The organism is Cognatazoarcus halotolerans (genome assembly GCF_009800965.1).
GTDB classification, from domain to species: domain Bacteria; phylum Pseudomonadota; class Gammaproteobacteria; order Burkholderiales; family Rhodocyclaceae; genus Cognatazoarcus; species Cognatazoarcus halotolerans.
This window is the reverse complement of sequence record NZ_WUAF01000005.1, coordinates 209653-227985: the sequence shown is the minus strand read 5'-3', so window position 1 is coordinate 227985 and position 18333 is coordinate 209653. Positions and strand designations below refer to the sequence as shown.

Annotated in this window: 17 protein-coding genes; 14 read left to right on the top strand and 3 right to left on the bottom strand. The window is 64.2% G+C overall.

The features are described from left to right. Positions 1-66: 66 nt before the first annotated feature. From GQB03_RS08885 to mfd, 7 genes are all read left to right on the top strand, one after another. A complete protein-coding gene (locus GQB03_RS08885) occupies positions 67-1326 on the top strand; it encodes an MgtC/SapB family protein (protein ID WP_159687602.1) in 1260 nt (419 codons plus the stop codon). Positions 1327-1396: 70 nt separating this feature from the next. Next, positions 1397-2218, top strand: a complete 822-nt coding sequence (gene amrB, locus GQB03_RS08880; protein ID WP_159687599.1) for an AmmeMemoRadiSam system protein B — start codon at positions 1397-1399, stop codon at positions 2216-2218. After that, positions 2205-2765, top strand: coding sequence for an AmmeMemoRadiSam system protein A (gene amrA / locus GQB03_RS08875; RefSeq protein WP_159687596.1), 561 nt, complete (start codon positions 2205-2207; stop codon positions 2763-2765). The genes amrB and amrA overlap by 14 nt, the downstream gene beginning before the upstream one ends. Continuing rightward, a complete protein-coding gene (amrS, locus tag GQB03_RS08870; protein ID WP_159687594.1) occupies positions 2738-3862 on the top strand; it encodes an AmmeMemoRadiSam system radical SAM enzyme in 1125 nt (374 codons plus the stop codon). Before amrA ends, amrS begins: the two co-directional genes overlap by 28 nt. A gap of 9 nt (positions 3863-3871) precedes the next feature. After that, positions 3872-4579, top strand: a complete 708-nt coding sequence (locus tag GQB03_RS08865) for a dienelactone hydrolase family protein (RefSeq protein WP_159687591.1) — start codon at positions 3872-3874, stop codon at positions 4577-4579. Positions 4580-4752: 173 nt separating this feature from the next. Further along, complete coding sequence (locus GQB03_RS08860) at positions 4753-5184, top strand: putative metalloprotease CJM1_0395 family protein (protein ID WP_235026994.1); 432 nt, start codon at positions 4753-4755, stop codon at positions 5182-5184. Between the two features lie 67 nt (positions 5185-5251). Then, on the top strand, positions 5252-8692 hold the full coding sequence (gene mfd / locus GQB03_RS08855) for a transcription-repair coupling factor (protein ID WP_159687587.1): 3441 nt from the start codon (positions 5252-5254) through the stop codon (positions 8690-8692). Here mfd and GQB03_RS08850 read toward each other — a convergent pair. Continuing rightward, positions 8655-9503: an AraC family transcriptional regulator gene (locus tag GQB03_RS08850; RefSeq protein WP_159687584.1), complete on the bottom strand. Its 849-nt coding sequence runs from the start codon at positions 9501-9503 to the stop codon at positions 8655-8657. The genes mfd and GQB03_RS08850 overlap by 38 nt on opposite strands. Positions 9504-9599: 96 nt before the next feature. Between GQB03_RS08850 and GQB03_RS08845 the strand changes: the two genes are divergently transcribed. The 3 genes from GQB03_RS08845 (at position 9600) to serB (ending at position 12195) form a co-directional block, all read left to right on the top strand. Next, positions 9600-10136, top strand: coding sequence for a peroxiredoxin-like family protein (locus tag GQB03_RS08845; protein WP_159687581.1), 537 nt, complete (start codon positions 9600-9602; stop codon positions 10134-10136). Positions 10137-10288: 152 nt separating this feature from the next. Then, a complete protein-coding gene (locus GQB03_RS08840; RefSeq protein WP_159687578.1) occupies positions 10289-11368 on the top strand; it encodes a 3-deoxy-7-phosphoheptulonate synthase in 1080 nt (359 codons plus the stop codon). Beyond that, a complete protein-coding gene (gene serB / locus GQB03_RS08835; protein ID WP_159687575.1) occupies positions 11365-12195 on the top strand; it encodes a phosphoserine phosphatase SerB in 831 nt (276 codons plus the stop codon). The genes GQB03_RS08840 and serB overlap by 4 nt, the downstream gene beginning before the upstream one ends. Before the next feature lie 10 nt (positions 12196-12205). Here serB and GQB03_RS08830 read toward each other — a convergent pair whose 3' ends face one another. Then, positions 12206-13336 carry a M14 family metallopeptidase gene (locus tag GQB03_RS08830; protein WP_159687572.1) on the bottom strand — a complete coding sequence of 377 codons (1131 nt, stop codon included), beginning with the start codon at positions 13334-13336 and terminating at the stop codon, positions 12206-12208. A 14-nt stretch (positions 13337-13350) separates the two neighbouring features. Next, on the bottom strand, positions 13351-14136 hold the full coding sequence (gene yaaA, locus GQB03_RS08825) for a peroxide stress protein YaaA (protein ID WP_159687569.1): 786 nt from the start codon (positions 14134-14136) through the stop codon (positions 13351-13353). A gap of 183 nt (positions 14137-14319) precedes the next feature. Here yaaA and bioA point away from each other — a divergent pair, with 183 nt between their 5' ends. Genes bioA through GQB03_RS08805 form a run of 4 tightly spaced genes read left to right on the top strand, consistent with a single transcriptional unit; the run spans position 14320 to position 18330 of the window. Beyond that, positions 14320-15651 (top strand): adenosylmethionine--8-amino-7-oxononanoate transaminase, encoded by a 1332-nt coding sequence (gene bioA, locus GQB03_RS08820; protein ID WP_159687567.1) that lies wholly within the window; start codon positions 14320-14322, stop codon positions 15649-15651. A gap of 6 nt (positions 15652-15657) precedes the next feature. Further along, the gene (gene bioF, locus GQB03_RS08815) at positions 15658-16812 is read left to right on the top strand and encodes an 8-amino-7-oxononanoate synthase (RefSeq protein ID WP_159687565.1); all 1155 of its coding nucleotides are present in this window, start codon (positions 15658-15660) and stop codon (positions 16810-16812) included. Further along, positions 16812-17549: an alpha/beta fold hydrolase gene (locus GQB03_RS08810; RefSeq protein WP_159687563.1), complete on the top strand. Its 738-nt coding sequence runs from the start codon at positions 16812-16814 to the stop codon at positions 17547-17549. The genes bioF and GQB03_RS08810 overlap by 1 nt, the downstream gene beginning before the upstream one ends. Continuing rightward, entirely contained in the window at positions 17542-18330 is a 789-nt protein-coding gene (locus GQB03_RS08805) for a methyltransferase domain-containing protein (protein ID WP_159687561.1), read from the top strand. Before GQB03_RS08810 ends, GQB03_RS08805 begins: the two co-directional genes overlap by 8 nt. Positions 18331-18333 lie beyond the last annotated feature (3 nt).

Sequence of the window (18333 nt, the reverse complement as noted above, 5' to 3'; positions counted from 1 at the left end):
ACTCAAAGCCGCTGACCATGCGATCTAGAATGAGGCGGTACCGAGCAAAGGAGCACTTCGACGGCAATGCAGATCGAGCGATCTTTCGACCCCGTGCAGTTCGAGAGCCTGATGATCGCGTTGGGAATCGGTCTTCTGATCGGCCTCGAGCGCGAGCGGCGCCAATCGGCGCGTGCCGGGTTGCGCACTTTTGGGCTGGTGGGGCTGTTTGGCGCGGTGGCCGCGCTGCTCTCGGTCCAGTTCGGCAGCCAGCTCCCTTTCACGGCGGGTCTACTTGTCGTGGGCGCAGCCATCATCGCCGCCTACCGCCAACACCCTGACCCGGAGGACCCGGGGACCACCTCGGTTGCCGCCCTGCTGGTGTGCTATTGCCTCGGGGCAATGTGCTGGCTCGGCTACGCACGCGTCGCCATCATGCTCGCCATCGTCACCACCAGCCTGCTGTACTTCAAGTCGGAACTCAAAGGCATCGCTTCGCGGCTCGAGCGAAGGGACTGGATTTCGATTCTGCAGTTCGCTGTCCTGTCACTGGTCATTCTTCCAATTCTCCCAAATCGCGAGTTCGGCCCTTACGGTGCGCTGAACCCCTATCAGGTGTGGCTGATGGTCGTCCTGATCGCGGGTGTCAGCCTTGCCGGGTACGCCGCACTACAGATCGTGGGGGCGCGCTACGGTGCGCCATTGGTCGGCGTTCTTGGCGGCCTTGTTTCGAGTACCGCGACGACGCTGGTGTTTGCCCGAAACGCCCGCGCGAACCCCGGGGTAGGCAAGGCGGCTGCATTGGTGATCCTCATCGCCAACCTGACCATGGTGCTGCGCGTCGGCGTCGTTGCGGCGGTACTGGCTCCCGAGCTGATCAATCGCATCTCGGTCGTCGTAGGCGCCGGACTTGCGGCCGGGTTCGTCGCGCTTGCCTGGAACTGGCGCTCGATCAATGCACAGGCCGACGTACCATTGCCGGCAACCCGAAACCCCACGGAACTGCCGACTGCGCTCGGATTCGGTGCCATCTACGCGGTGGTACTGTTCTGCGCCGCATGGCTCAGCGACATTGCCGGACGCGGTGGCCTCTACGTTGTTGCACTGGTCTCCGGGCTGACCGATGTCGACGCCATTTCACTGTCGACGCTGCGGCTGTTTTCCCTCGGCCGGCTCGAGCCGGAACCGGTCATTGTCGCGATCACCCTCGCAATGCTTGCAAACCTCGCGTTCAAAACGACACTTGCCATCGTCATCGGCAAGCACCCCGTGGGGCCGAGGGTACTGGCGGGCATGAGCGGCGTCGCCGCGGGACTCGGTCTTGGGTTGAGCTGGGTCGTGAGATAGGCCACCGTCGGCGCTATACTGAAATTGGCATCGGAATTCATCCATCACGCAACGACTACGGATCAAGTTCATGGCAAACGCTTCTGTACGTGCGGCGGCGGTCGCGGGGAGTTTCTATCCCTCCGACCCGGAAACGCTGCATCTGCAGCTTGCCGAAATGCTCGGCGCTGCAATTCCGCTGGAAACTCTCGCCGTGCCACCCAAGGCTCTGATCGTTCCGCATGCCGGCTACATCTATTCCGGCCCCGTCGCGGCAACCGCATACTCGAGCCTTGGTGCCACGCGCGAAATGATTCGCCGTGTGGTTCTGCTCGGACCATGCCATCGTGTCCCGGTGCGGGGCATGGCCTTGCCGGCCTCACTGCAGTTCGATACGCCGCTTGGCGCTCTACAGGTCGACCGCGACGCCTGGCAGGCCTTGCAACACACGCCGGACGTAATCGTTTCCGACGCCGCACATGCGCTCGAGCACAGTCTTGAGGTGCAGCTTCCGTTCCTGCAGGCCAGCCTCGAACACTTCACCCTGATTCCGGTACTGGTCGGGCATGCGGAACCGGCCGCGGTTGCCGGCCTGCTCGAAGCCTTATGGGGCGGACCCGAAACGCTGATCGTCGTGAGTTCGGACCTTTCCCACTATCAAACCTATCGGCAGGCAAGTTGGTGCGATCGCGCCTCGGTCGAGCAGATCCTGAGGCTCGATCCCCGTCTCGATCACCAGCAAGCCTGTGGCGCGACGCCAGTCAATGGCCTCATCCTGGCGGCCGAGCGCCACGGCCTGCAGCCGCACCTGCTCGATCTACGCAACTCCGGTGACACGGCCGGTGACCGCAATCGCGTAGTCGGTTACGCCAGTGTCGCGTTCTGCGAGGAGCCCCGCCATGCCCGACACTGAACTCGGCCCGGTACTGCTTGGCCACGCCCGCGCCGCGATCGCCGAAGCGCTCGGCCTGCCCGCGGAAATGCCAGCGCCACATCCTCGACTCGGTGAGCGAGGGGCGACTTTCGTGACGCTCACACAGGATGGGCAATTGCGTGGCTGTATCGGCAGCCTCAACGCCCATCGCGGGCTCGGCACCGACGTGCGGGAGAACGCCATCGCGGCGGCCACGCGCGATCCGCGCTTCACGCCACTTGAGCGCGACGAGTTTGAGCGCACGAGAATTGAGGTATCGCTGCTTTCCAAGCCCGAGTTCATGGAATTCACCGACGAGGCTGACGCCCTGGCGAAACTCGAGCCGGGCGTCGACGGCGTGATTCTCTTCAACGGCTGCCAGCGCGCGACTTTCCTGCCGCAGGTCTGGGAGCAGTTCGCGAATCGAGTTGAATTCTTGGAAGCGTTGAAACGGAAGGCCGGCCTGCCGGCGGGGTTCTGGGGGCCGAACATCATGCTTGCAACCTACAGGGTGCAGAAATGGAAGGAGTCGACAGTACCCGCTTGAGCCAAACCGCTTACCCCGCGCGCTACTGGCACGCGCTCGGCGACGGCAGGATCCAGTGCGATCTCTGTCCCAGGGACTGCCGACTCCACGAAGGCCAGAGAGGCGCCTGCTTCGTGCGCATGATGCAAGATGGCCGCATGGTCCTTACGACGCATGGGCGCAGTTCGGGATTCTGCATCGACCCGATCGAGAAGAAACCGCTCAACCATTTCTACCCCGGCAGCAGCGTCCTTTCCTTTGGTACCGCCGGCTGCAACCTGGCCTGCAAGTTCTGTCAGAACTGGGACATCTCGAAATCCCGTGACATGGACCGCCTCATGGACACCGCGACGCCTGAGGCAATCGCCTGCGCAGCCCAGTCGAACGCTTGCCGCAGCGTGGCGTTCACCTACAACGATCCAGTGATCTTCGCCGAATATGCGATCGACACCGCGCGTGCCTGTCACGCGCGCGCCATCCAGACTGTCGCGGTGACCGCCGGCTTCATCCACCCCCAGGCAAGACGCGATTTCTACGCAGTGATCGATGCAGCCAACGTGGATCTCAAGGCTTTCAGCGAAGAGTTCTACGTGAAACTCACCGGCGCCCGTCTCGCCCCGGTGCTCGATACCCTGATCTACCTGCGCCACGAAACCAACGTGTGGCTTGAAATCACCACCCTGCTGATTCCTGGCCGCAATGATTCGGACGAAGAATTGTCGGCACTGGCACGCTGGATCGAATGCGAACTCGGCCCCGATGTTCCTCTGCATTTCACGGCGTTTCATCCCGACTACAAGCTTGTCGACGTTCCGGCGACACTCGCGGCGACCCTTTCGCGCGCGCGCAGCATTGCTCTGGATGCCGGCTTGCATTACGTATACACGGGGAATGTGCACGATTCCGCAGGCGGCTCGACCTATTGCCCCGGCTGTCACCGAGCGGTGATCGTACGCGACTGGTATGACATCCTCGAGTACGGGCTCGACGAATCCGGGCACTGTCGTCATTGCGGCCAGCGCATCGCTGGGCGTTTTGGCCGCTTCGCCAAACCGTTCGGCCCGAGACGGATTCCGGTCCGTATCGAGCCTCCCCCGGAAAGCGCCACCGGACGCTAGAATCGCGCCATGCACTCCACCAATGAACGGCCGGCCTTCGTTTTTCGGCACACCGAGATCAGCATCGCAGCCGAGAGGGTATGGCTCGACGGCTTGTTGTCCCATGCGCCCGACGCGCGCGGCTTGATCGTACTCGTGGACAACGGCGCCGGTCGCCTCCATGACCCGCTCAGACGATCGCTGCCCAAGGCCTTCGAATCCGCCCGTTATGCATGCATGAGCCTGGATCTCCTCACCCGTCACGAAGAAAACCGTGATCCGGATGCGCGCTACAACGTCCCGCAGATGCATCATCGCCTTGTCGCCGCGCTTGAGTGGGCGCGCCATCAACCCCAGCTTCATGATCTGCCGACCGCGATCGTTGCCGGCGGCACCACCGCGGCAGCCGCAATTCGTGCAGCCGCGGAACAACCCGACCGTGTCCTCTCCCTGATCTGTCTTGCCGGTCGGCCAGACCTGGCAGGTGCGGGGCCACTTTCGAGGGTGCAGTGCCCAACCCGCTTCATCGTCGGTGCAGACGATCCCGACCGCGAACATCACACGCTGCCCGCATTCAAGCTCCTCTCGTGCCTTTCCAGTTGGGTTGCCCTGTCCGGCGAGGCCGGCGAATTCCGTTCCATCGGCGCGATCAATGCGGTCGCCGGGCCGTGTCTCGAGTGGATCGAAAATCAACTACCCGCCAGTATTCCGGTACCGCCCTCGGACGACGAGGCGTAGTTCGGGACGCGCATTTCCCGGCACACCTGCAAGCCGTTCTGACCCTTTCGCGGAATCGCCGCATGACCTAGCCTGCGGGTAGAGACATGCCCATGATTTCTGCCACGAGTGCTTCCGCTCCTCCTTCCGTCTCGCCTGCGCGGGATGCGTCCTCGCTCCGGAGGGCTTCCTCAGTGCCGGGAGGGGACGATTCCGATGCGGTCACACTGAGCAGCGAAGCCCGCCAACTCGCCGAACTCAAGGCACGGGACCGCGAAGTCAGAGCCCACGAGGCAGCCCATCAGGCTGTCGGTGGCAGACTGGTGCGAGGCGCAGCCAGCTATACCTACCAGGCAGGTCCGGACGGGATCCGTTATGCGATCGGCGGCGAAGTCTCGATCGACATTTCACCCGGTGCGACGCCTGAAGAGACGCTCGCCAAGGCGATCCAGATCCGCGCCGCCGCACTGGCGCCGGCCGACCCGTCCGCTCAGGATATGCAGGTTGCCGCCAACGCGGTCGTCATGGCGGCAGAGGCACGGGCCGAACTGGCCAGCCGCCAGGCCACCAGCTACCAAAACGATCCGACGTCATCTGTCGGCACGACGATCGATGCCTTTGCCTGAGCGCTGCGCGAGCCCGCCCTTCGCCCTATAATCCCCGGCTCTTCGATCCTCCCGCGCGATACGCCGCATGCCCCACCAGAGTCTGGTTTCACTGCTTCCCGCCTTCGAACGACTGTCCTTGCCCAGACCGGGAACAACCCGCGATTTGCCTGCCGTCGCGGGCTCGGCCGATGCGTTGGCGCTGGCCAGGCTTGCCGCCGAAGGACATCGACTGGCGGTGGTCACGGCGAACCCGCTCGATGCTTTGCGCCTCCAGGACGAGATCGTCTGGTTCGATCCGACGCTGAAAGTCCATCTTTTACCGGACTGGGAAACGCTACCCTACGATAGCTTCTCGCCTCACCAGGACCTGGTTTCCGAGCGCCTCGCCACGTTGCACGCCATCGTCGGCGGCGAACCGCAGATCATTCTGGTACCCGCCACAACGGCCCTGTATCGTCTTGCTCCGCCGGCCTATCTTGCTGCCTACACCTTTTTCCTGAAGCAAGGAGGCAAGCTCGATGCCGAAAAATTCAGGGAGCAGATGACCCTCGCCGGCTACGACCACGTCACACAGGTGGTCAGGCCTGGCGAGTACAGCGTGCGTGGTGGTCTCATCGATCTGTTTCCGATGGGCTCGACACTGCCCTACCGTCTCGATCTGTTCGACGACGAGATCGAATCGATCAAGACCTTCGATCCCGACACCCAGCGCACCATTTACCCGGTACCCGAAATACGCCTGCTGCCGGCCCGCGAGTTTCCGATCGACGAAGCGGCACGGACACGTTTTCGCAAGCGCTTCCGCGAGATATTCGAGGGCGATCCGTCACGCGCGGCGATTTACAAGGACGTTTCGAACGGGATCGTGCCTGCCGGCATCGAGTACTACCTGCCGCTTTTCTTCGACCAGACAGCCACGCTCTTCGACTATCTGCCCGCGGACGTCGCGGTGGTACTGCACCAGGACGTGCCGGCGGCACTGGCCGATTTCTGGCGTGACACCCGTTCGCGCCACGAACTCCTTGGCGGCGATCGCACCCGCCCGATACTCCCGCCGACCGAACTCTTCCTCACCGACGAGGCTTTCTTCGTCGCGCTGAAATCGCGACCGCGCCTGCAGATCGGGCGCGGCATCGCCAGCGACATGGCGGCCCGGCCGCTGCCCACGCTCGCTGTCGAGCGCAAGGCGAGCGACCCGCTGCAGCAGCTCAAGGGGGTGCTCGACAGCTTCGACGGGCGTGTGCTGGTGCTTGCAGAATCCGCTGGCCGGCGCGAGACCGTGGCCGAATACTTCGCCGAGTACGGTCTCAAGCCAGCGGCGGTTACCGACTTCGCCGGCTTTCTGTCCGCGGGCGAACGCTTCGCGTTGAGCGTCGGCCCGCTCGCCAACGGCTTCGTGTTGCCCGAGGCCCGCATCGCGATCATCACCGAGACCGAGCTTTACGCCTCCACCGCCCGCACCCGAACTCGACGCGACGCCGGTCGCAAGGCCACAGCCGAAGGCTGGCTGCGCGATCTGTCGGAGCTTCGGCCGGGCGACCCGGTGGTGCATTCGAGCCATGGTATCGGTCGCTATCTCGGTCTGGTGCACATGGACCTCGGCGAGGGCGACACCGAGTTCCTGCACCTCGAATACTCGGGTGCGGACAAGCTCTACGTGCCGGTCTCGCAGCTTCATCTGATCACCCGCTACGCCGGCGCCGACCCCGAAGCGGTCGAGCTGCACCGCCTCGGCTCGGGCCAGTGGGAAAAGACCAAGCGCAAGGCGGCCCAACAGGTGCGCGACACTGCGGCCGAACTGCTGTCGCTGTATGCCCAGCGTGCCGCGCGTGCCGGACACCGCTTCGATTTCCGCCAGCACGACCTCGAGGCCTTTGCCGACGGCTTCGGGTTCGAGGAAACCCCAGACCAGCAGGCCGCCATCGAGGCCGTGGTGAGCGACATGAAGTCCGGTCGACCGATGGATCGCCTGGTGTGCGGCGACGTCGGCTTCGGTAAGACCGAGGTCGCCCTGCGCGCCGCCTTCATCGCCGTGTCGGACGGCAAGCAGGTAGTGGTGCTGTGCCCGACCACCCTGCTCGCCGAACAGCACTACCAGACCTTTGCCGACCGCTTTGCCGACTGGCCGATCCGCATCGCCGAGCTGTCGCGCTTCAGGAGTGCCAAGGAGCAGGCGCAGGCGCTCAAGGAGCTCGACGAGGGCAAGGTCGACATCATCATCGGCACCCACCGGCTGCTGCAGAAGGACGTGGTCTTCAAGCGCCTCGGCCTGGTCATCATCGACGAGGAGCACCGCTTCGGGGTGCGTCAGAAAGAGGCGCTCAAGGCACTGCGCAGCGAAGTCGACATCCTGACCCTCACCGCCACGCCGATCCCGCGTACCCTGGGGCTGGCGCTGGAAGGGATGCGCGAATTCTCGATCATCGCCACCGCGCCACAGAAGCGCCTCGCCATCAAGACCTTCGTCCAGCGCTACAGCAAAGGCATCATCCGCGAGGCGGTCCTGCGCGAGTTCAAGCGCGGCGGGCAAGTGTATTTCCTGCACAACGAGGTGGAGACCATCGAGAACGTGCGCAATCAGCTCGCCGAACTGCTGCCCGAGGCGCGCATCGTGGTCGGCCACGGTCAGCTGCCGGAGCGCGAGCTCGAACGCGTGATGCGCGACTTCACCACCCAGCGGGCCAACTTCCTGTTGTGCACCACGATCATCGAAACCGGTATCAACATCCCGACCGCCAACACCATCATCATCAACCGCGCCGACCGCTTCGGCCTTGCGCAGTTGCACCAGCTGCGCGGCCGGGTCGGGCGCTCGCACCATCAGGCCTACGCCTACCTGCTGACCGACGCGAACGCCAAGCCGACTGCCAACGCGCAAAAGCGGCTCGAGGCGATCACCATGATGGAAGAGCTCGGCTCGGGCTTCTTCCTGGCCATGCACGATCTCGAGATCCGCGGCGCCGGCGAGGTGCTGGGCGAGAACCAAAGCGGCGAGATTCAGCAGATCGGCTTCAGCCTCTACAGCGAGATGCTCAAGCGCGCAGTCAAGGATCTGCAGGCCGGCAAGGAGCCAGATCTATCGCAGCCGCTGGAAGTCGTATCGGAGATCAACCTGCACACGCCCGCCCTGCTGCCGAACGACTACTGCAGCGATGTGCAGGAGCGGCTCACGCTCTACAAGCGTCTAGCCAACTGCGATGCCGACGACGAGCTGCGTGAGCTTCAGGAAGAACTCATCGATCGTTTCGGCGAGATGCCGGTGCAGACCCAGGCGCTCATCGAGACGCACCGGCTGCGCATCGTGCTCAAGCCTTTCGAAGTGCAGAAAGTTGACGCCTCAGAGGCACAGATCTCGATCCAGTTCGGCGCCAATCCACCAATCAATCCGGTGAAGGTCATCGAGCTCATCCAGAAGGACCGGAACACCCGCATGGCGGGACCGGACCGGCTGGTCCGGAAGGTCAGCGTGCCGGCTCTCAAGCAGCGGGTTACCGCCGTGCGGGATCTGCTGAAGGCGGTGACTTGAAGCGTTTGCGCGACAGGGCGCGCGACAGCGCCGCGGTGCTCGCGTAACCCGAAGCCCGGGCGGCCCGCTTGAGCCCCTCCCCGGCTTCGACCGCACGTTCGGCGATACCGAGACGCAGCGCACTCAGATAGGCGCCGGGGCTGACCCCGACGCTGTTGCGAAAACTCGTGGCAAACGCAGTACGCGAGAGGCCGGCCTCCTCGGCAAGACGCTCGAGCGACCACGGCGTCGCCGGGCTGCGGTGCATCGCAACCAGTGCTCGCGCAAGCCGCGGATCGCCAAGGCCCGCAAACAGGCCCGACGAGGTTTCCCCATGGGCGATCAGGAACCGCATCAGGCCGATGAAGAGGATGCCGCCCGCGCGCTCGAGCAGGGCCGGTTGCCCGCAACGCGGCTGGTCGATCTCGGCGGCGATCAACGGCACCACGTGCCGGAGTTCTTGCGCGCCGTCACGCAGGTCGACCAGCTGCGGCGACGCGAAGGCCGCGAGCAGCAGCGGCGAAGCGGGCCCTTCGAATCGTGCCTGCGCGCACCAGAGCCGCACCTCGTGTGCCGCCGCCAGCGGCTCGAGCCGGTGCGCACAATCGTCCCGGAAAACCGCGATCGCCGGACCTTCAAGAACCGCTTCGGTATTTGCCCAGGCAATGGAGATCTGCCCCTGCAGCAACAGGTGCAGATGCAGACCATCGCCGGCATCGTCGGAAAAATCATGACTCCGGCACAAAGCGCCGGCGTGGTAGACACTGATGCGCGGCACTGCGCCGTCGATCAGCGCGGAAAGTCTATCCAGATGCGTGTGCGGTGTACCCATGTGTACGATCTGCAATCATTGCTGAACAATTTGTTGCATTAAATTCGACATGATGGCAAGCGTCAACACTCTGACGAATGCACAAGGAGACTCCCCATGCTGTTGCCCCGACTTCCCGTCCCCGCCCTCGCTGTCGATACCGTAGCGCACGGCGCCTTCGACCTCTCCACCGAAACAACCGAGAATTTCACCCTCGTGGTTTTCTATCGCGGTCTGCACTGCCCGCTGTGCGCGAAGTACCTGCTCGAGCTCGAGCGCCTCGTGCCGGAATTCGAAAAACGTGGCGTATCGGTCATCGCACTGTCCTCGGACGATGCAGAGCGTGCCGCCGCAATGGCGCGCAAGGTCGGCGCCACCCATCTGCGCTTCGGCTATGGCGTTGCCCTGTCCAGCGCGAAGGAATGGGGTCTCTACATCTCGTCCAGCCGGGGGCTCACCTCGATCGGCATCGAGGAACCGGCACTCTTTGCGGAGCCGGGTGTCTTCCTGGTGCGGCCCGATGGCACGCTCTTCTACGGCGCAGTTCAGACGATGCCCTTCGCTCGCCCCAATTTCAACGACCTGCTGGGAGGCCTCGATTTCGCAATCCCTAGCAACTACCCCGCCCGCGGCGAATACAGCGGACCGGTCTGAGCAATTGCCGTCGTCGAGAGGCCAGATGGCGACCGACCTCCCGACGACGTGACACGGCGCGCCAGCCCTATCGTGACAATAGCGACGCGGCGCGCCGGTTAAATGATGGCTTGCGTTACAATTCCGGTCCCCGCCGCGCCCCGGAGCCCGTCATGACCGTCGCCCAGACCGAAAACCTCAACATCGTTGCCGTCGATCACATGCCCTCCCCCGAGGAGATCAAGGCGCGCGTACCGATCACCGACAAGGCGGCTGCGACCGTCCTCGAGGGACGTCGCGCCTTGCAGCGAATTCTCGATGGCGAGGACAACCGGTTGTTCGTCGTGGTGGGGCCGTGCTCAATCCATGACCCGGTTGCCGGCATCGATTACGCTCGCCGCCTCAAGGGGCTGTCCGAAGAGGTTGCGGAGACGATGCTGCTGGTGATGCGGGTCTATTTCGAGAAGCCGCGGACCTCGACCGGCTGGAAAGGCTTCATCAACGACCCCTACATGGACGACTCGTTCCGCATCGACGAGGGCATGGCCATGGCGCGCCAGTTCCTGCTGGACGTCTGCGAACTCGGCCTGCCGACCGGCACCGAGGCACTCGATCCGATCGCACCGCAGTACTACGGCGATCTGATCAGCTGGACGGCGATCGGCGCACGTACCTCAGAGTCGCAGACTCACCGCGAGATGTCCTCCGGGTTGTCGACGCCGGTCGGTTTCAAGAATGCGACCGATGGCGACCTCGACGTGGCAATCAACGCGATCCTCTCGGCCTCCCGCCCGCACAGTTTCCTGGGCATCAGCGGCAAGGGTCAGTCGGCCATTCTGCGTACCGGCGGCAACCGTTACGGGCACGCCGTGCTGCGCGGCGGCGGCGGCCGCCCCAACTACGATTCGGTTTCCATCTCGCTCGCCGAGCAGGCGCTCGCCAAGGCCGGGCTGCCAGTCAATGTCGTGGTCGATTGTTCGCACGCCAACTCCTGGAAGAAGCCCGAGTTCCAGCCGCTGGTGATGAAGGATGTGGTCAACCAGATCCGCGAGGGCAACCGCTCGGTGGTCGGGACGATGATCGAAAGCAATATCGAACCGGGCAATCAATCGATACCCAAGGATCTCACGCAGCTCAAGTACGGTTGCTCTGTGACCGATGCCTGCATCGGCTGGGACGACACCGCCACCATGATTCGCAACGCACACGACGTCCTGCGCGAGGTCCTGCCGGGCCGGAGCCGCGCTGCATGAACCTGGTGATCCAGGGCGTTGAAATCGAAACCCGCGCCCTCAAGGAACTGGCCAGGCTGACCGGGGCACAGGGCATACAGCGCGTCACCGGTACGGCCTTTCGCTTGCTCGAAGCAGCCCAGCTCGCGGAGGTCTCGGCCTACTGTGAAGATAGGCAACTCGATTACGCCTACGTTCCGGATAGCCGGCGCCTGCGCGATTATGGCTTGTTCGTGACGGACATGGATTCGACCCTGATCGGCATTGAGTGCATCGACGAGATCGCCGACATGCAAGGCCTCAAGGCCGAAGTGGCCGCAATCACCGAAGCGGCAATGCGCGGCGAGATCGCCTTCGGCGAGAGCCTCACCAGACGGGTCAGCCTGCTCAAGGGCCTCGACGAAGGCGCGCTCGCGCGAGTCTATGAAGAACGCCTGACGCTCAACCCCGGCGCCGAGCAGCTCATGCGCGGACTGCGCCAGGCTGGTCTCCGCACCGTGCTGGTGTCGGGCGGATTCACCTACTTCACCGACCGCCTCAAGGACCGCCTTGGCTTCGATCACGCCTTCGCCAACAGGCTGGAAGTGGAAAACGGCAAGCTCACCGGAAGGATCGTCGGTGACATCGTGGATGCCGCGGCAAAGCGCAAGGTGCTCGAATCGGTCCGCGACGAAATCGGCCTGCTCAACACCCAGACGATCGCCACTGGCGACGGCGCAAACGACCTCGAGATGCTGGAGGCAGCCGCTATCGGCGTGGCTTATCACGCCAAGCCGGTAGTGCGGGCGCAGGCGAGCTATGCAATTTCGTACACAGGACTGGACGGGATCCTCAACCTCTTCGGCTGAGCTCGCGATCTCAGCCCACTGCCTCCAGGTGCGCGAGAATCGCCACCAGCGAGGCGGCGCCGAGATTCCTGCTGCGCGCAGCACTCCAGCCCGACAGGCCGTCCGGCAGGTTCGCGTTGTCCTTGAACGGCATCTCCAGGGTCAGTGAAACGCAGCCGAAGCGGTGGGCGACCCACTTCGATGCAAGCGTCAGCAGCTCCTCGCCGAAACGTCCCACCTTATAGCCGTGCTCGGTCTGAAAATCCGGGCTGGCAAGCTTGAAGGCCGAAATCAGCTTCTCTTGCCGGGCGAGCGACGCTGCGCTGAAGCCCGGAACCTCCTCGGCCGTCGAGAAAAACACGTAGGGCAGTTCTTCATCGCCGTGTATATCGAGAAACAGCGCCACCCCGGTACGCTCCATCTCGGCGCGCACCAGCATCACCTCGGGGCTGCGCTCGATGCTCGGGTTCATCCATTCGCGGTTCAGGTTGGCGCCGGCTGCGTTGGTCCGTAGGTTGCCACGCACCGCACCGTCGGGGTTCATGTTCGGCACGATATACAGTGAGGCGAGTTCGCGAATCCGTCGTGCTACCGGATCGGCGCCGTCCAGCAGCCGCTCCAGCAGCCCCTCGATGAACCACTCCGCCATCGTTTCACCGGGGTGCTGCCTTGCGGTGATCCACACCGGTTGACGTTCGGGCCGGGGCCGTCCAACCACCACCACATCGATGTCCCTGCCTTCCACCGTGGCGCCGAGGTTACGCACTTCCGCAAACGGGGACAGCTCGACCCTGCCGAGCAGGTCGAGGTGCCGCTCGTGCGAATACGGCTCGAAATAGGCGTAGTAAACACTGTCGCGCTCGGGGCTGTGCTCGATGACGAGCTGACCGTTCTCGTAGCGTGTGCCCGGCACCCGGAACCATTCGCGACGATCATGGCTCGCCACCGCCCGATACCCGGGCCACCCGCCCGGGTATGCGGCCTCAGCCGCGTTCTCGATGTACATCACGACGTGCTTTCCGGCGGCACCCTGCAGCCGGAAATGAAACCACTGGCGAAAATCCGCCGCGTTATCCGCCCGCAACCGCAGGCGGATGTGCTCCGCATCGACCACCGAAACGACCTCGATGGCTCCCGAATCGAAACTCGAACTGATACGCATGCTTGCTCCCGAAATCAGGCCACGCGCCGGCGGAACACCCAGGTGTCGGCATCGGATGCCTCCGCCGCGAAGCGGTAGTCTTCCGAATCGAAATCCTTGAGCGATTCGACGTCGTCGACGCGGTGATCGATGGCGTAGCGGCTCATCAGCCCACGCGCACGCTTGGCGAAGAAGCTGATGATCTTGTAGCGCCCGCCCTTCCAGTCTTCGAACACCGGCGTCACCAGCCGACCCCGCAGCTTGTTCCGCCGGACCGATTTGAAGTACTCGGTCGATGCGAGATTGACCAGAACCGCCTGCTCGCCCGCGGCCCGTTGCTCGTCGAGCAAGCGATTGATCTCGTCGGTAATCCGCTCGCCCCAGAATGCGTAGAGCGTCTTGCCACGCCCGGTTTCGAGCCGGGTACCCATCTCGAGTCGATAGGGCTGCATCAGATCGAGCGGCCTCAGCACGCCATAGAGCCCCGAAAGGATACGCAGATGCGCCTGGGCCCACTCGAGCGATGCCTGGTCCAGCGCGGGCGCTGCCAGCCCCTCATAGACATCACCGTTGAAGGCGAGCACCGCTTGCTTGGCATTGGCTGGAGAGAACGCGGGGTGCCACTGCTCGTAACGGGCCACATTGAGCGCAGCAAGCTGGTCCGACAGGCTCATCAACCGCGCGATCTCGGCCGGGCTGCATTCGCGCAGGATCTCGATCAGCTGTTGCGACTGCTCCAGAAATGCCGGTTGGGTGAACGTTTCGGTTGTCGGCGGAGTGTCGTAATCGAGCGCCTTTGCGGGAGAAAGAACAATCAGCATGGGAATCCGTGAGCGATGAGGTGAGACCCGCTACCGAGGCATGATCGCGCGGGGCGGGACGACGCAAGGGCCGATGTTAGCAAATCCATCCGCCCTGCTGCGCGTGCCGGATCCGCGCGCAATTGACACCTCTTCCCGTCACGCGCACCATTCGCGGCGTTTTTTGCCGAATGTTTCAGGCCCATGCCCCAACCTTCCCTGCTTGACCGTTCGCTTGCAGCCGTCTGGCACCCCTGCACGCAGATGAAGCACCATGAAAAGCTGCCGCTGCTGCCCATCGTCCGTGCACAAGGCCCCTGGTTGATCGACGAGCAGGGGCGACGCCTGCTCGACGGTATCAGTTCATGGTGGACCAACCTTTTCGGCCACTGCAATCCGCGCATCAATCGCGCGCTCTGCGACCAGCTCGAAACGCTTGATCACGTCATGCTGGCAGGCTTTACCCACGAGCCGGTGGTCGAGCTCTCCGAGCGCCTCTCGGCGCTTACCGGAAACCGGCTCGGCCATGCTTTCTATGCTTCCGACGGCGCCTCGGCGACCGAGATTGCGCTGAAGATGAGCGTCCACTACTGGCGAAACCACGGCAAACCGGAAAAGAACGGCTTCGTAAGCCTGGCGGGCAGCTACCACGGTGAAACCGCCGGCGCGCTTGCCGTGACCGATGTGGCGATCTTCCGCGATGCCTATGCGCCGCTGGTGCGGCAGGCCGCCACTGTAGCGAGTCCCGATGCGAGGCTCGCATGCACAGGCGAATCGTCAGCCGACGTGGCGCGACGTGCCGCCGCTGAGCTGGAGCACTGGTTGCGGGCGCATCATGCGCAGACCGCGGCGCTGATCGTCGAGCCGCTGGTACAAGGCGCGTCCGGCATGGTGATGTACGACCCAGAATATCTGCGCCTCGCCCGGCAGCTGTGCACCACTTATTCGGTGCATCTGGTCGCCGACGAAATCGCGGTCGGCTGCGGCAGGACCGGCACCTTCTTCGCATTCGAGCACGCCATCGCGGCACCATCGGACTGGCCCGACTTCATCTGCCTTTCCAAGGGTATTTCGGGCGGTTATCTGCCGCTCTCGCTGGTGCTGAGCAGTGATGAAATCTACGCCGCCTTCTACCATGACGATCCCCGCCGCGGCTTCCTTCACTCGCACTCCTACACCGGCAATCCACTGGCCTGCCGCGCCGCGCTCGCGACCCTGGACATTTTCGGGGAGGATGACGTCCTCACGGCCAACCGCCTGCGGGCCGGATGGCTCAGCGAAGGTGCCCGAGTACGCTGGGCCAATCACCCAAGGATCGCGAACCTGCGCCAGCAAGGCATGATTCTCGCTTTTGACGTCGTGGATGCGGCGCCGGATTTTGCCCAGCGTTTCTTTACCGCTGCGCTGGAAGCCGGCGTGCTGCTCCGGCCGATCGGCAATACCGTCTACTTCATGCCGCCGTACGTGTTGGATCAGGCGTTGACCGAGCAAATGCTGGCGGGTGCCGACGCAGCGCTAGCGGTGGCACTGGGCTGATCCGCGGTGCTGATCGACGATCTGCGCGCCGGCCTTGCCGACCTCGACATCCGGGCCCTGCGGCGCCGACGCAGAAGCCTGGAGACGCAGTGCAGCCCACGCGCGGTAATCGACGGGCGTCCGATGCTCGCCTTTTGCAGCAACGATTACCTCGGCCTCGCCAGCGAACCGCTGCTCGCCGAGGCACTTGCCGAAGGGGCCCGCCTGTGGGGCAGCGGGTCGGGCGCTTCGGCGCTGGTGAGCGGCCATTACGCGGTTGTCGACGAGCTGGAACAGGCGCTTGCCGGGTTTTGCGGCACCGAACGTGCGCTCGCCTTCGGCACCGGGTATCTGGCGAACCTCGGAATCCTTCCGGCTTTCAGCGGACGCGGCGACGAAATTTTCGCGGACCGCCTCAATCACGCATCGCTGGTCGATGCGGCCTTGCTTGCGCGCGCCACCCTCACCCGCTACCCGCATTGCGACCTTGACAGGCTGGAACACGCACTCGCGCATTCGACGGCGCGTCGTAAACTGATCGTCAGCGACGCAGTGTTCAGCATGGACGGTGACATCGCACCGCTGCCCGCCTTGCTCGAGCTCGCCGAGCGCCACGATGCCTGGCTGGTGGTGGACGACGCCCATGGCTTCGGCGTCCTCGGCCCGGGCGGGCGCGGCAGCGTGGCACATTTCGGACTCTCGTCATGGCGTCTGATCTACATGGGCACGCTGGGCAAGGCCGCCGGCGCAGCCGGTGCCTTCGTGGCGGGAAACGCCGATGTAATCGAGTGGCTGATGCAGAAGGCGCGCAGCTATGTCTTTACCACGGCACCTCCGCCTGCGCTGAGCCATGCACTGCTGTGCAGCCTGAGGCTCATCGAAGACGGTACGTCGCGACGGAATCATCTGCAGGCCCTGATTGCCACCTTGACCGGGCACCTCGATCTGCAACGCTGGCACCTCCTGTCATCCCGGACCCCGATCCAGCCGATCGTGATTGGCGACAATCAGCGCACCCTGGACGTCGCTGCCAGACTTCAACAGGAAAGCATCTGGGTTCCCGCGATCCGCCCCCCTACGGTCCCGGTGGGAAGCGCACGCCTGCGCATCTCGTTGACGGCGGCCCATACGCATGAAGACGTCCTGCGTCTGACCGACACACTGAACCGACTGGCGCCTTGATGACCGCTCCCCTCACCTTCATTCCCGGCTGGGGTTCAAAGGCATCCGTGTGGGCGCCGTTGATCGGCCATCTGCGCACCGGCCGTTCCGCGCGTTTGCTTGATTTGCCCGGCCTCGGTGATACGCCGGCCGCCAGCAACGCGACCCTCACCTGCTGGGCCGATACACTCGCAAGCCGGCTCGATGGCCCCGCCGTGCTCTGTGGCTGGTCGCTCGGAGCGATGCTTGCCCTGCAGCTTGCCGTGCATCACCCCCCGCTCGTGGCAGCCCTGATACTGATTGCTCCGACCCCGCGCTTCGTTGCCGGAGCGGATTGGTCGCATGGCCTCGAGCAGAGCACCGTCGACCAGTTCCGCCGTGGTTTCGAAAACGATCCCGCGGCAACGCTGCGCCGGTTTGCCGCACTCCAGGTAATGGGCGATGCGCACCGCCGCACCGTCGGCCGCGAGCTGGAGGCGACACGCATGACGCACACCCGCGACAGCAACAATGCACTCGCCGACGGGCTTCGGGTACTGGCAGATTCCGACTTGCGGGCCGACCTCATCGCACTCGATGTCCCGCTGAGGCTTCTCCATGGCGACAGTGACGCACTCATGCCAGTCGGCGCTGCCGAGTGGCTTGCAGACAATGTGGCCGGCGCACGGCTCAGCGTCTTCAAGGGCTGCGGTCACGCCCCCCTGCTCTCCCGTCCGCAGGAGTGTGCAAGCCTGATCGAGAGTTTTCTCGATGACTGACCGCGTTGAGGCCAAGCGCGCCATCCGTAAGGCTTTCGATGGCGCCGCCGAGAGCTACGACAATGCAGCCTCGGTCCAGCGCGAGATCTGCGGTCATCTGGCCCACCTGGCGACATCTCATGGCCTTCGCGAAACAGGTGGCCTGTTGCTCGACGCCGGCTGCGGCACTGGTTTCGGGCTGACCTGTCTGGGCGAGCACGCACCGGCAGCTACGCGGATCGCACTTGACTTCGCGCCGGCAATGCTGCGCCGGCTTCCTGCCGGCCCGGGCGTCGTGGCGCTTTGCGCCGACCTGGAAGCAATGCCGCTTCCCGATGCATCCATCGACGCGGTGTGGTCCAGCCTCGCCTTGCAATGGAGCACACCCGAACGCGCGTTCACCGAGATTGCCAGAGTGCTCAAGCCCGGCGGACGTACCTGGGTCGCCAGCCTCGGTCCTGGCACCTTCGAAGAATTGCGCCGCGCCTTCGGGTGCGTCGACAAGGCACGCCACGTCATCGACTTTCACGCACCAGGAGCCTGGACGGCAGCTGCCTCGACAGCCGGTCTACGGGTGCGGGAACTACGCGAAAAGCGCTGTCATGCATGGAACAGGAGCCTGCGCGGGCTCTTGAACGATATCCGTGCGATCGGCGCCCACAGCCTCGGTGACAGCCCGCGCAAACCGCTTCTCCGACAACAATGGCGGGTGCTGGAAGCCAGCTACGAAGGCTACCGACAGGCCGACGGGCTCTTGCCGGCAACCTACGACGTCATTCTTCTGGCCCTCGAAAAACCATGACAG